The sequence below is a fragment of the Blochmannia endosymbiont of Camponotus sp. genome, from assembly GCF_023586365.1.
Taxonomy (GTDB): domain Bacteria; phylum Pseudomonadota; class Gammaproteobacteria; order Enterobacterales; family Enterobacteriaceae; genus Blochmanniella.
Window position 1 is genome coordinate 346,973 of the sequence record NZ_CP097759.1, and the last position, 15,339, is coordinate 362,311.

The 15,339-nt window shown below is 27.8% G+C and carries 11 protein-coding genes and 1 pseudogene; 8 read left to right on the forward strand and 4 right to left on the reverse strand.

All coding sequences use genetic code 11. From position 1 onward, the window contains the following. Window positions 1-321: 321 nt before the first annotated feature. A pseudogene (speB, locus tag M9407_RS01405) lies at window positions 322-1,248 on the reverse strand (agmatinase). 759 nt (window positions 1,249-2,007) lie between these two features. On the opposite strand from speB, the gene metK reads away from it, so the two are divergent. From metK to M9407_RS01430, 5 genes are all read left to right on the forward strand, one after another. Continuing rightward, window positions 2,008-3,177, forward strand: coding sequence for a methionine adenosyltransferase (gene metK, locus M9407_RS01410; RefSeq protein WP_250237372.1), 1,170 nt, complete (start codon window positions 2,008-2,010; stop codon window positions 3,175-3,177). A gap of 783 nt (window positions 3,178-3,960) precedes the next feature. Then, window positions 3,961-4,545 (forward strand): YqgE/AlgH family protein, encoded by a 585-nt coding sequence (locus M9407_RS01415; protein WP_250231281.1) that lies wholly within the window; start codon window positions 3,961-3,963, stop codon window positions 4,543-4,545. Beyond that, window positions 4,545-4,967 carry a Holliday junction resolvase RuvX gene (ruvX, locus tag M9407_RS01420; protein WP_250237373.1) on the forward strand — a complete coding sequence of 141 codons (423 nt, stop codon included), beginning with the start codon at window positions 4,545-4,547 and terminating at the stop codon, window positions 4,965-4,967. The genes M9407_RS01415 and ruvX overlap by 1 nt, the downstream gene beginning before the upstream one ends. 1,069 nt (window positions 4,968-6,036) lie before the next feature. Continuing rightward, window positions 6,037-7,086 carry an A/G-specific adenine glycosylase gene (gene mutY / locus M9407_RS01425; protein ID WP_250237374.1) on the forward strand — a complete coding sequence of 350 codons (1,050 nt, stop codon included), beginning with the start codon at window positions 6,037-6,039 and terminating at the stop codon, window positions 7,084-7,086. Window positions 7,087-7,158: 72 nt separating this feature from the next. Then, window positions 7,159-7,413 (forward strand): oxidative damage protection protein, encoded by a 255-nt coding sequence (locus M9407_RS01430; protein ID WP_250237375.1) that lies wholly within the window; start codon window positions 7,159-7,161, stop codon window positions 7,411-7,413. A 173-nt stretch (window positions 7,414-7,586) separates the two neighbouring features. On the opposite strand, the gene clpX is transcribed toward M9407_RS01430, so the two are convergent. The 3 genes from clpX to M9407_RS01445 all read right to left on the reverse strand — a co-directional run bounded on the left by clpX (window position 7,587) and on the right by M9407_RS01445 (window position 10,905). Further along, the gene (gene clpX / locus M9407_RS01435) at window positions 7,587-8,861 is read right to left on the reverse strand and encodes an ATP-dependent Clp protease ATP-binding subunit ClpX (RefSeq protein WP_250237376.1); all 1,275 of its coding nucleotides are present in this window, start codon (window positions 8,859-8,861) and stop codon (window positions 7,587-7,589) included. A gap of 141 nt (window positions 8,862-9,002) precedes the next feature. Next, window positions 9,003-9,629, reverse strand: coding sequence for an ATP-dependent Clp endopeptidase proteolytic subunit ClpP (gene clpP / locus M9407_RS01440; protein ID WP_250237377.1), 627 nt, complete (start codon window positions 9,627-9,629; stop codon window positions 9,003-9,005). 1,111 nt (window positions 9,630-10,740) lie between these two features. Continuing rightward, a complete protein-coding gene (locus tag M9407_RS01445; RefSeq protein WP_250237378.1) occupies window positions 10,741-10,905 on the reverse strand; it encodes a hypothetical protein in 165 nt (54 codons plus the stop codon). Between the two features lie 973 nt (window positions 10,906-11,878). Here M9407_RS01445 and cyoA point away from each other — a divergent pair. The 3 genes from cyoA to cyoC all read left to right on the forward strand — a co-directional run bounded on the left by cyoA (window position 11,879) and on the right by cyoC (window position 15,337). Next, a complete protein-coding gene (cyoA, locus tag M9407_RS01450; protein WP_420022293.1) occupies window positions 11,879-12,733 on the forward strand; it encodes a ubiquinol oxidase subunit II in 855 nt (284 codons plus the stop codon). Window positions 12,734-12,810: 77 nt separating this feature from the next. Then, complete coding sequence (gene cyoB / locus M9407_RS01455; RefSeq protein ID WP_250237380.1) at window positions 12,811-14,778, forward strand: cytochrome o ubiquinol oxidase subunit I; 1,968 nt, start codon at window positions 12,811-12,813, stop codon at window positions 14,776-14,778. After that, window positions 14,765-15,337: a cytochrome o ubiquinol oxidase subunit III gene (gene cyoC, locus M9407_RS01460; protein WP_250231299.1), complete on the forward strand. Its 573-nt coding sequence runs from the start codon at window positions 14,765-14,767 to the stop codon at window positions 15,335-15,337. The genes cyoB and cyoC overlap by 14 nt, the downstream gene beginning before the upstream one ends. Window positions 15,338-15,339 lie beyond the last annotated feature (2 nt).

The following is a 15,339-nucleotide window of genomic DNA, read 5'->3' on the forward strand; positions in this document are numbered from 1 at the left end:
ACATGGAAACTTTAAAAAAAATTTACGTATCGTAAACAGCTACTATATACTGAACAGTGTTAATATGCATTAAGAAATATACAGTCTTATGAGAACATGAGACTGATTTATTTAATAACAATCCTGATTTATAAATCATTTATGACACTTAATCTTGTAATCATATAATCATTTAACATGTTATGTAACCAATATTATAAGTATTGTTGATTTGATGTCAGTATTGAGTATTTGAATATAGCGCCAATTTTGTAATGCGATGTTATTTTTTGTGCGATTGATTGCAGTGTTTAATTAATAAATAATATACTAAATTAATTTTTAATTCTTCTTTGATTTCACTTGAGTATAAAGCATTTCCAATCCTAATGTAGTAGCTGCTAAATCAGTAATTTGTGCGCAAATCGTAAGCTGGAGCTATCTCTACTAAATCAATACCTACAATATTTAAATGCTGAAAACCTTGTATTAATTTTAGTACACGGTAACTTGTTAAGCCTCCAATTACTGGAGTCCCAGTACCAGGTGCTATAGCTGAATCTAAACAATCAATATCGACAGTTAAATATATAGGAAAGGATTGAGTAATTGATGTTATTTTATTTATGATAATATCAATGTTAGTATCGTTAATATACTCTACATCTAACACTGTAAATCCGAAACATTTTTTATATTCGGTACGAATACCAACTTGTATTGAATGCACAGAATCTATTAATTTTTTCGTTAAGCGCATGTAATACTACAACACCCATGATCACTTTTACTATCTTTATCATAGTAATCTGCATGTGCGTCAAAATGTATTGTTGCTATTTTTTCCAAAAAATTTTGCATATGTACGTAATATAGGTACTGTGATACAGTAATTACTTCTAAAGGATAATATTTTTTCCCAGACATTATCCAAATTTTCTGCGTGGTTTTATAGAGAACTGGTGAAATCTTGTATGTCTCCAGATTTGTATATTAAATCTCCGCAATCAATTATGTGTAAATTCTCGCGTATACTCACACTCCAAGGCCAATAAAAATGTTCCCAGGCTAAATTATAATGGATGCTTGTCTAATGGCAGTTGGCTTAAATCTGCTTCTTGATCGACCAGAAATAGCTATATTAAAAGGAACCCCAGTAATTACTCAATCACTATTACTATTATAAGGATCGAATTCTAATGGAAATCGTAAAAATCCAAAGGAATTTGAAAATAAAGAATTATCATTTTTATAATTTAGAGTATTCATGAATTTCCTTTATTTAATTAATCTCATAAACAGTCTATTATATATAATATATAGTTTGAGCAAAATTAAATGGAATATTTGTATAAATTAATATGTCTAAAAATTTTTTATATGTATCTGTCGATACAGTTGCAGTCAAACAGGTTTTACGAATTTAAAAAATTTTAAAAATATGTTTAAATGAATCTGTACTCAAATGTATGATTATATCTATATAATCAATCAAATTACAAATAAGGCTTATTTTTATTTATTTTTTAATTAAATTATTTTCTATAGCACAAGACGCAAACGTCTTATTATAAAAATGATTAAATAAAATATTCAGTTTATATGATTATTGAATATCGTCAAAATTTTTAAATTTATGTGCGCAGTGATATTGAGTGAACTAACTTTACTTTTTAATAAGTTAATTAAAAAACATAATTCGATTAATATAAATACCTAAGCGCACAAAAAAATTACATTAAACAATGATACCTGTATAAGTATCAGATGAAAAATATTAGAAACAGAAATGTTTGTGGCAAATTTTGATCACAATCTATTAATAGTTAATATAATTACTTTATCAATACTTGATGTTGTAAATTTAATACTGTGTAATTACTATTAAATACAAAAAGAAAGTATAATATTTTGGTGATTTATATAAAATAAAATTTTTTGAATATGATTGACTCAAATAAATTTACTATACCTATAGTAGGTCATACTAATAAAAGTCGCAAACTCTATACTAAAAGGATATAAAAGATGTCACAATATTCGTTTACATCTGAGTCCGTATCAGAAGGGCATCCAGATAAAATTGCAGATCAGATTTCTGATGCTATATTGGATTCTATCTTAGCGCAGGATCCAAGAGCTCGTGTTGCATGCGAAACTTATGTTAAAACAGGTATAGTAATAATAGGTGGAGAAATTACTACCACTGCTTGGGTAAATATGGAAGAAATCGCTAGAAACACCATTCGCGATATTGGTTATGTTCGTTCAGATATGGGGTTTGACGCAAATTCTTGCGTAATATTGAGTATAATTAATAAACAATCTTCAGATATTCAATGTAGTATTAATCAGGGTAATACAAATGTATTACAACGAGGAGCAGGTGATCAGGGATTAATGTTTGGATATGCTACTAATGAAACTAATGTTTTAATGCCTGCTCCGATAACATATGCACATCGTTTAATTAAAAGAAAGTCTCAAGTGAGAAAAAGTGGAGTGTTACCTTGGTTAGGATTAGATGCTAAAAGCCAAGTAACTGTTGCTTATGAAAATGGCAAGATCATTGGTATCACCGCTGTTGTCTTGTCTATTCAACATGCTTATGATATAAAGTTAACAGATTTGAAAGAAGCTGCCATGGAAGAAATTATTAAACCAGTGTTACCCAATAAATGGTTGTCTAACAGTACCATATTTCTTATTAATCCCGGCGGGCGTTTTGTCATTGGAGGCCCTATTAGTGATTGCGGTTTAACTGGAAGAAAGATTATTGTAGATACCTATGGAGGTATGGCTCGGCATGGTGGCGGATCTTTTTCTGGAAAAGACCCATCAAAAGTAGATCGTTCGGCTGCATACGGAGCGAGATATGTAGCTAAAAACATTGTAGCGGCTGGATTAGCAGATCGCTGTGAGCTTCAAGTGTCCTATGCAATTGGTGTGCCACATCCAATTTCTATGAGCATTGAAACTTTTGGAACAGAAAAAATATCACATAACATTTTAATAAAATTAATAAAAAATTTTTTTGATTTTCGTCCTTATGGATTGATTGCTATGTTAGATTTATTAAAACCAATTTACAAAGAAACAGCCGTTTATGGACATTTTGGTCGTGAATGTTTTCCTTGGGAAAAAGTTGATAAGGCAGAACTTCTTCGTGATGCGGCTGGTTTGAAATGCACATCTTGATAATATCTACACATTTACTTTTAAGTTGATTTATAATGATTTTATTGATATGGAAATATACAGTTCGCTGATCGATTGATATTGGGCTTGCATGTAACATGCATATATTTGTATAAAAATTAAAATTATATAATCAATTTTTAATAAAATTAACAAAAATTTAAAATTTAACTACATATTGTTTATACATAAAATTAATGTTTAATTTTATGTATAAACAATATAACAATGTGTGTTAATATTAGTGATTAAAGTTAATTAACCTTTGTAAAAATTTTATGAAATATGTAATACACAATAAATAAATTTTTTAAATATAAAATAGTGCAATTAAATTTTATATACTTAATTAATTTCAAAATTTTTATTAGTCTTTATAAAATACCTATATTAATATATGCACTATATACTAATATTTTTAAGATATTTTAATATGTAGCAATTTCGATTAATTTTAATGTAAAAAATAAAAGTATAGCATGTGTTATTTGAGAATCCACATGTTGACACGTTGTATAATTAATTGTCGATTTTTTTATGTTTAAAATGTTATTAGTTTAACTTAAATTTTATTTAAATATTCTCATTATAAATATCGTGTTGACAGAGAACACAAAGCCATGTGTTAATAATAATTAAAAAATTTTAATACTTAGATTGAATTGTGGTTTGCACAGAAATTAATCAATAATAATTGATAGTAAAGATGTAAATTATTTGAGAAAAATAATTAATTAAAATTTTTAAACTTTGTATTTTTAATAAAAAATTTATAAGCAATTTATGTTAACATCACATAAGATAACAAATTTACAAAATCATTTTTTAATTGCTATGCCTGCATTACAAGATCCATTATTTAAACAATCAGTGGTATATATTTGTGAACATAATGATACAGGTGCTATGGGCATTGTCATTAACAAACTAGTGACACGATGTACGGTAGAAACTATATTAAACAACCTAAAGATTGTATCCTCTACGCGCGATCCGTCCATCCGATTAGATAATCCAGTATTTTCTGGAGGTCCCTTATTAGACGATCGAGGTTTTATTTTGCATACTCCTATAAAAGGTTTTGGTTCTAGTGTTAACATTTCCTCAAAAGCTATGATTACTACTTCTAAAGATATTCTAGAAACTTTAGGAACCCCTAATCAACCAAAGGATGTGTTGGTGGCACTTGGTTATTCTGGATGGGCTAAAGGTCAATTAGAACGTGAATTAATGGAAAATACTTGGCTTACTGCTCCAGCTAATGAAACAATTTTATTTCATACTCCTATTATTGATCGTTGGCGCGCAGCTGCAAAAATATTGGGAATTGATATTTATAATATTGCTGATCAGACAGGTCATGCGTGATGTCTGTTGATATAGTTATGGGTTTTGATTTTGGTACTAAACATATAGGAGTGGCTATTGGTCAAAAATTGACTTGCACTGTACAACCTCTGATTGTATTGCAGTCGCAATTTGGTGTTCCTAATTGGAAACATATCAAAGATATTTATAATACGTGGAAACCAATGACTTTGGTAGTAGGATTGCCCTTAAAAATAGATGGGAGCGAACAACCTATTACGATTTTAGCAAAGATATTTGCCACGCAACTCAAAGAACAATTTCCTGTTACGGTCGAGATGCATGATGAGCGTTTTAGTACGAGTGAAGCACGTTTAAACTATTTTGAATTTTATCATGATAATTTATGTGTTAAAACAAATATTAAAATCAATGCAATTGCAGCTGGAGTAATTTTAAAAAGTTGGCTAAACAAATTTTAAGCACAAAAAAATAAAATTTTCTATACAAATAGAATAAAAAATAATAATTAAATATTATAAATTAAATTAATTATGATGATAATGTTCAAATTTTAATAATTGTTTTTATTATTTGTTATTATAAAAAATTTTTAAAATAATGTAAAAAAATGATAATATGTCAAATATTTTATATTTATCATATTAATTTATATATAAAAAGTTTCATCTTATATATAATAAGAAATATTATTTTTTTTCAATAGAAAAAATTGACTGATTTTTTTAATATATTGATATTTTTAATGCACGCATTGACTATCGTTATTGGAAATATATTTCCAGGTGGTACTAAAATATAGTTTTAAAAAAATATCAATTTTCCATGAAAATAATAATAATAATAAATTTACTCAATTTTACTAGTTTTATGTAATTCAATTATAATTAAAAGATCATTTTAAATTTTGATAGATAATTTTAATTATAAATGTTTTATAAATTTTAAATTTCAATTGAATAAAGGTATGTAAAAATATTTTGTTCGTTTTTATTTATATTTTTCAATATAGAGTATCAGCATAAACGAAATAAATTAGGAATTATGATAATAGATAAAAATCGTTTATTAATTGAGACAAATCAGCTCACAACGGCCCATTGATAATTTTGTGATATTATTTTTATTTCTAATAAAAATCAGATAATACAAAAATTCTATAATTTTTAATAAAAATGTACACATGTGTTTATTATGAATAAATTCGTGCGTATTGATGTATGGACGGTGTTTCTAATAATAATCAGAAATACGATTGTTAGATCACTTTCTTCAAAAAGTAATTTATTGTACAGTGGGCAGTGCTATGTTTAAAAATAAGTAATTATTTAAGCTATAACACTAATTCTTGAAATTGAATTTCATATTTTTTTAATTGAGTAGTAACATTTATGGTTACTTTAACAATATATTAATTCCAGATATTTTTATTTAAAAAAATTGTTTTAAATTTTTAAAAATACCTTTTAACGAAAGTTTAGTTGCTTACGTAAGCGTACAGATTACATTTGATTTTTATATAGAAAACATATGACTCAAGATATTATTTTTTCAAAAAAAGTATTACTTTGGTATCAAAAATATAGAACACAGGATTTACCATGGCAATTGAATAAAACAATGTATAAAACTTGGTTATCTGAAATCATGCTGCAACAAACACAAGTGAAAACTGTAATTTTTTATTATGAACGATTTATTTCAAAATTTCCAACCATTACACAATTGGCGACAGCAGAATTAGATGAAGTATTATTTTTATGGAGCGGATTGGGGTATTATGTGCGAGCTAGGAATTTACACAAAACAGCTAAAATTATTGTTAATCATTATCATGGTAATTTTCCAAAAGATTTCGACACGCTTGTTTCTTTGCCTGGTATCGGAAAATCGACCGCAGGAGCTATATTATCGTTAACGTTAGATCAACATTATCCTATTCTTGATGGCAACGTAAAACGAATATTAATTAGATATTATGCGCTCGATTATTGTTTATCAAGAAATAGCTCCGAGGTAAATAATAAACTATGGTTGTTAATCAATCAATTACTTCCTAAAATAGAAGTTGCAGCTTTTAATCAAGCTATGATGGATCTCGGGAGATTAATATGCACTAATATGTATCCACTTTGCAATGATTGCCCTCTTCAAAAAAGTTGCCGATCTTTTCTAAATCACTGTGTTGATCAGTATCCCAGAAAGAAACTTAAAAAAAAATTAATTAAGAAGACTATCTGGTTTTTGTTGTTGTTGTCACAACAGTATCAAATGAAAATGATATGGCTCGAAAAGCGATCATATCAAGGGATATGGGGGGGGTTGTTTTGTTTTCCTGAATTTTCCAATCTTAAAATATTAAATACGTGGTTGTTACGCTATAATCTTGATAATAATCAACGTATAAATTTATCCGTTTTAAAACATAAATTAAGCAATATTGATTTAGAAATCAAACCAATATTGCTTAATATACATAAAAAGTTAAATTATAAAAAAGATGGGATTTGGTATGATTTAATGTATCCTCCAATCATTGGATTACCTAAACCAATTTCCATAATACTACAGAAATTGTAGTTGTAACATAATAAAAGATATTAAATGTCCAATTTTCATAAAAATGATTATTGCAATGTGAGACTTCTAATAATGTCCAAAATAATTTATTGTGTTTTTTTAAAAAAATATGCTGAAAGATTAGCCGCTCCATGTTATCCAGGAGCATTAGGAAAGTATATTTATGAACATATTTCTAAGATTGCATGGATGCAATGGCAAAATAAACAAACTATTTTAATCAATGAAAATAAACTTAATATGATGAATATTTCAGATCGTATAATAGTTGAAAAAGAAATGAAAATTTTCTTATTCGGAAAAAATTTTTCAATAAAAAATAATTAATTACTAGAATTTTTCTCTTTCAATTATAATAAATATATTATATGATGGGTAATTTTTTTTCGAACTTTGTGTTTAAAATAGAGCGATTATTGTTATTATCATAATAACAAATTTTTTATTCTCAAATTACAACAAACAGTATCTCATGTAGTTTGTATTCAACAAGAGTTCACTTATGTTTGGTTAGTTTTATGGTTACTGTGGATTAACAATGGTTTTGAGCGCCCAAATACTACTGATTCGTCAATTATTACTTTATCTATGTTGTTTTGGGAAGGTAATTCATACATTATATCTAGCAGTATGTTCTCTAGAATAGCTCTCAGTCCACGAGCACCAATTTTTTTTTTCATAGTATTTTTAGCAATAGCGATCAATGATGTTTCGGAAAATTCTAATTTTACTCCATCAATATGAAATAGTATTTCATATTGTTTTATTAAAGCGTTCTTTGGTTCTTTTAAGATTTTAATTAATTCTTTTTCTTTCAATTCATCTAAAGTAGAAACTATTGGAAGTCGACCAACAAATTCTGGAATCAAACCAAATTTAATTAAATCTTCTGGCTCAATTTGTGTTAATAATGAATGCTCAGTATTTTTTGTGGTATCGTTGTTTTCTAACACTCGAAATCCAATTGTACGTTCGTTAGTAGTGCGTTGCTGAATAATTTGATTCAAACCAAAAAAAGCACCGCCACAAATAAAAAGAATATTAGTAGTATCTACTTGTATAAATTCTTGCTGAGGATGTTTACGGCCTCCTTGTGGTGGTACCGCAGCTGTAGTCCCTTCAATCAACTTTAATAAAGCTTGTTGTACTCCTTCTCCGGAAACATCTCGAGTAATAGAAGGGTTTTCTGATTTTCTAGAAATCTTGTCTATTTCGTCTATATAAATAATTCCTTGTTGTGCCTTATTCACATCATAATTACATCGTTGTAATAATTTTTGTACAACGTTTTCTACATCCTCGCCGACATACCCCGCTTCTGTCAAAGTAGTAGCATCTGATATAGCAAATGGGACATTAAGAAACCGAGCTAATGTTTCTGCTAATAATGTTTTACCACTTCCTGTAGGGCCGATCAATAAAATGTTGCTTTTAAATAATTTTGTGCTATTGCTGTTTATACATATCCTTTCATTACGTAAACGTTTGTAATGATTATATACTGCTACTGCAAGTACTTTTTTAGTGTATTCTTGTCCAATCACGTAATCGTCCAAATGATTCTTAATTTCACAAGGAGTGGGATATTTAATTAATTTTTCGTTAATTATTTTACCTTTATTTTCTTGGCTAATTATATCTTTACATAGACCAACACATGTATCACAAATATGCGCTGATAATCCAGCAATTAATTTTAATACTTGATTTTGGTCTTTTCCACAAAATGAACAACACAATACATTTTTTGAATGATTTTGATGATCATCGCTCACAGTCTGATATCCCTCCGTTTACTTTTAATTTAATTTTAAAACGATCTATAAATTATTTGAGACATAAATAATACATTCAAACATAAATTTTATTACAGATCATGATGATAATAAAAAAACAAATTAAACAGTAATCTACATTTATATGCGTTGAGATAATACACAATCTACCAATCCATACTTCATTGCTTCATCAGCAGATAAAAAACAATCTCGTTCTGTATCTTTATTAATGATATCAATAGATTGTCCGGTATGTTTTGCCATAAGCTCATTGATATTATTTTTAATTTTCAATATTTCTCTGGTATGAATAGCAATATCAGTAGCTTGTCCTTGGAAAGATCCTAATGGTTGGTGAATCATTATTCGAGCGTTCGGTAAACAAAATCGTTTACCTTTGGTGCCAGAAGCTAATAGGAAAGCGCTCATGGATGCAGCTTGTCCCATGCAAAACGTACTAACATCAGGTTTTACAAATTGTATAGTATCGTATATTGACATTCCTGCTGTTATCACTCCGCCTGGAGAGTTAATATACAAATGGATGTCTTTTTCTGAATTTTCTGATTCTAAAAACATCATTTGAGCAACAATCAAATTAGCTACACTATCTTCGATTGTTCCTGTCATAAAAATAATTCTTTCTTTTAGTAATAAAGAAAATATATCGTATACTCGATCTCCACGAATAGTGCGCTCTATTACTGTTGGAACTACTATCATACGATGACAATCAGGTGCTTTAAAGTTATGTGAGCATTGCATAGCATGTATTACATCCTCTTGTATTCTACATCTGTTATATCAAGGTTTATTTAAACCTTGATATAATACAATTTATGAAAAATTTCAAACTAAATTTAATAATCATACTTTCTTAAGAAGTAATTATTGAGCATATAGTTTTCAGTTAATTTATATTAATCAAATGTTTAAGTATTAAAATAGAGAATGTTCATATATATATATATTTGTTCTCATCGTATCTTATATGTACGATTACTATCGTATGTAATAAATATGTCAAAGACATTTCACGTTGATGAAAATTGATTGTTTATAATCTAATCAACCAATTAAAATAAAAGCATTTATTATTTAAGGTGATGTTTCTTATAGTCTAACGTTTCTAATGATCAGATAATTTTAATCATATTTTATTAAATCGTTATATGTAATTTTTGCAATAATTTTGTTTGATTAAGAATAAAATCATTTATTGTTCTTTATAAAAAGAAAGCTCGGAATATATTGTTGCTGTTGTCGTATCGTTGTTCCATGATCACATTTTTTTGAAACATCGAATGTATCTAATATATTATTAATAATGTTGTGAATGAGAAACACAGTTAATATCAATTTTTATAGGTAACATCATCACATGACAATGCAATTTTACGTGACGTTTATATTGATCTTCGAGGTTAAATTTTCATAGCAATAAAGTCTGTAATGGTTGTATTTTTAGTTTTATTGATATGAATATACTTGGTTGTCTTATTGCTGTGAACTATTAGTACATATGCGATTAAACGTAGCAAGAAGCTCAATTTCATTAGATAAATATGTTATTTTAGTATTTATTTTTTTATTTTATTCTAATAACAGAGTTTAAATAATATTAAATATATTCCTGAATTTTTTATATATATTTTTCTTTGTGGTGTCTATTTTTTGAAACGAACTGTTTTATGTCATTCTGATTTTATTTTAAAAAATTTTAAAATTTTCATTTTCAAAAAAATAACAATAAATCCATGGATATTTCCTTAAAGATTATTTTGAAATGATATTCATTTTGAATATTAATTTTTTATATTGAAAACATCTTCTATATTACAATCAAGCATTCTTTCTTATAAATTAGGCAAAATGATTATTCTTTATTAACTATCGTAACAACACCTCTAATGTTGTCGTCTTTGTATTTTATCATAAGAGAGTATGGCGATGTTAAAAATAATCCGACATCAATACTAATTTGATTATTACTACATTTCCATGTACATGTATTTTTGATATTTTTTACAGCTACAATCAATATCCATTTTCTATAATTTCTAATAAAATTGGGTTTTTATTTCAATGTTAATGAATCCTTTTCAGTGTTATATGTGGATATATTTCTACTGTAATAGTATGCACAAAAATTTTACTATTATTAAAAAAGTGTATAAATTATTGCACTTAGGTTCATTAATTACATTGATCTTGTTGTGAGGATAAGATCAATAAAATCTTTATTATATTAATTTTATCATGATTTTATGACGAATAGTAATTTCATAATTTTTATTAAAAAATAAGTACTTTTCCAACACAAAACCTATGAATATATATGTTTTCAGAAAAATGTGTTGATCTTTCATAATACTCTGTATTCACAATATTCATAAAATAAATTAACAGTAATGTACTTTCCATAAACATTTAATATTTTCAATCATTATGCGTATCTAATTTATTCCTTTTGATTTTAAAATTGAAAATAACAATAAAAACATACAATACTATGCAACATTATATAATGTACAAATTATACATGTAACAGACCCCTAATTTACATTTATATCTAATAAATAATTACTATATCTAGCTTATATTTTTACAATTATCAATGCACTAAGTTTTTAATGATGTTATAAGTATTATAATCACCGTGATATTAATACTTGAATAGATATATAAAATATATAATTAAATTAATTTACATTAAGTTATTTAGTAAAAAAATTAGCTCAATTATGCCTAATAATACAAGTGTTGCTGTAAATTATTAATTAAATAATAGAGTATTTAGTGTTATCTTTACTTCATAAAATGCAGTTAATTTTGAATAAAAATATTGACTATGCTTAACATTTTTCAATAAATGGTAATTATAAAAGTTTTTAGATACATATAATCTATTTACATTAATGCAGGTTTGCAGTAGGATGTTTAATTCAAAAACTTAAAATATATATTCGCATTAGAATTGTTGAATGAAATTCAGCGTATGCAAACATAGAAAGATGTGTATTTCATTGTTACTGTATAGTTTGATACCGGTATTAAATGGATGCAGCGGTTTGGTTTTATTACATCCTAAAGGCCAAATTGGAATAGAAGAACGTTCACTGATATTGACCGCACTCGGATTAATGCTCAGTATAGTTGTCCCAGTAATCGTGATGACATTTTTTTTTACTATAAAATATAGAGCATCTAATCTCAGAAATACGCGATATAATCCTAATTGGGTAAATTCTAAAAAAATAGAATTTATAATTTGGGCTGTGCCGATTTTAATTATTATCTTTTTAGGAGCTGTAACTTGGAAAACTACTCATAAATTAGATCCTAAAAACCCTATTGTATCATCTGTTGAGCAACCAATTATTATTGATGTCATATCATTAGATTGGAAATGGCTTTTTATTTATCCAAAACAAAATATAGCAGTTATTAATGAGCTTGTTTTTCCGGCACATATACCGATAAAATTCAATGTTACTTCTAATTCGGTTATGAATTCTTTTTTTATTCCTCAATTAGGAGGACAAATTTATGCGATGGCTGGAATGCGTACGGAATTATATTTAATAGCTAATGCAGCAGGTCGATACAAAGGTATTTCATCAAATTTTAGTGGTCGAGGATTTTCTGGTATGAAATTTACTGTTACTGCTACACAGACTAAACAAGAATTTGAACAATGGATACAAACAGCTCAAAAATCATCTCATCAAATTAATAATATGTCAATTTATGAAGAATTAGCTAAACCCAGTGAATATCATCCGATAATTTATTTCTCCAATGTACAACCCAACTTGTTTTTTAATGTGATCAATAAATTTACACATCAAAGGAAAGAACATTTTTAACTACACCGCGTGTTTCCTTAATATAAAGGATGATTGTTTTTCGGAAGTATTGTAAATATATAAAGGATAATAAAGTAATGTTTGGAAAATTAACAACACATTCTATTCCGTATGAAGATCCAGTTATTATGTCGACAGTTATTATCATTCTTTTCATTGGAGTAATGCTTTCTGGTATCATCACATATTACAATAAATGGCGATATCTTTGGAATGAATGGTTTACTTCTGTAGATCATAAAAAAATTGGGATTATGTACATTATAGTCTCATGTATTATGTTTTTACGTGGTTTTGCTGATGCGATCATGATGAGAGCACAACAAGCTTTATCTTCTTCTGGATCGTATGAATTTCTTTCAGCCCATCATTATAATCAAGTAATTACCGCTCATGGGGTAATCATGATCATATTTATGGCTACTCCGTTCGTAATAGGATTAATGAACTTAGTAGTTCCATTGCAAATTGGAGCACGGGATGTTGCTTTTCCTTTTTTGAATTCTCTGAGTTTTTGGTTATTTATGGTAGGTGTAATTTTAATAAATCTTTCCTTAGGAGTAGGAGAATTTGCTCAAACAGGATGGTCAGGTTACCCACCGTTATCAAGCAAAGAATATAGTCCTGGCGTTGGTGTCGATTATTGGATATGGAGTATACAAATTTCTGGAATAGGAACTACTTTAACTGGTATAAATTTTTTCACTACAATTTTATACATGCGAGCCCCAGGATTGTCAATGATGAAAATGCCAGTTTTTACTTGGACTGCTTTATGTACAAACACATTAATCATTGCGGCTTTTCCCATTTTGACTGCTACTATTGCTTTGCTAACACTAGATCGTTATCTGGGAACCCATTTTTTTACTAACGATTTAGGCGGGAACATGATGATGTATATCAATTTATTTTGGGCTTGGGGACATCCAGAAGTATATATTTTAGTATTGCCCGTATTTGGCGTATTTTCAGAAATTGTTTCCACCTTTTCACAAAAGAAATTGTTTGGATATACTTCATTAGTATGGGCCACTATCGCAATCACTGTGTTATCTTTTTGTGTATGGCTGCACCATTTTTTTACTATGGGTGCAGGTGCTAACGTTAATGCATTTTTTGGTATCATGACCATGATAATTGCCATTCCAACTGGAGTAAAGGTGTTTAACTGGTTATTCACTATGTATCGAGGGAAAATTGTTTTCACCTCCCCAATGATGTGGACTATTGGATTTATCATTACATTTTCCATAGGAGGAATGACCGGGGTATTATTATCTGTGCCTGGGGCTGATTTTGTATTACATAATAGTTTATTTTTAATTGCACATTTTCATAATGTTATTATTGGAGGAGTGTTGTTCGGTTGTTTTGCCGGCGCTACCTACTGGTTTCCTAAAGCTTTTGGTTATGTTTTAAATGAAAAATGGGGGAAACGAGCTTTTTGGTTTTGGATTATTGGATTTTATATAGCATTTATGCCGTTATATATTTTGGGGTTTATGGGTATGACTCGTCGATTAAGTCAACACATCGATCCAATTTTTTCATCGATGTTAATAACAGCATCAATAGGTACTACATTGATTGGATTGGGTATTATGTGTCAATGTATCCAAATAATAGTCAGTATTGTAAATCGTGATAAATATAAAGATATCAATGGAAATCCATGGAATGGATCTACTTTAGAATGGGCTGTTTCTTCTCCTCCTCCATTTTATAATTTTGCAATTGTTCCTATAATAAACAGTGATCGTGATGTTTTTTGGTATGTACAAAATAATAGAAACGTGTATTCTTGTCCTGATCAATTTCAATCCATACATATGCCTAAAAATACCTATTCTGGCATTGTTATATCTTTCTTCGGTTTAACATTTGGATTTGGTATGATTTGGTATATCTGGTGGCTCGTTATTTTCAGTATGTTTGGAATAATAGCAACTTGGATTCTTCATACATTTAATGAAGATACAGAATATTACGTACCAATAGGGAAAATTAAAGAAATTGAATGCGTTAACAATGTTAAAATATAATAATTTAAATATAAAGACAATATTTGGTTTCTGGTTATACATAATGAGTGATTGTATTTTGTTTGCAAGTTTATTTGCAATATACTCTGTATTGTATAATAACACAGTAGATTGTGCTTCAGGTAAAGATATATTTTCATTACCTTTTGTGTTTGTAGAAACTTGTTGTTTATTATTAAGTAGTCTTACTCATAGTAAAGTTATGATATACGTAGAAAAATCATATACGAAACAAGTAAATATTTGGATGGGAATAACTTTTTTATTAGGACTATGTTTTATTAGTATGGAGATTTATGAATTTTATCATTTAATTAAATTAGGAAACAATCCATGTCGCAGTGCGTTTCTTTCTTCTTTTTTTACTTTAGTAGGGACTCATGGTCTACATGTAATAGCGGGTCTTATTTGGATTGTGGTAATGATAATGCATATTGTGTATCAAGGATTAACATACACCAACTATATACGAATGCGATGTTTAAGTTTATTTTGGCATTTTCTTGATATTATATGGATATGTGTATTTACTGAAGTATATTTACTGGGAGTACTATGATT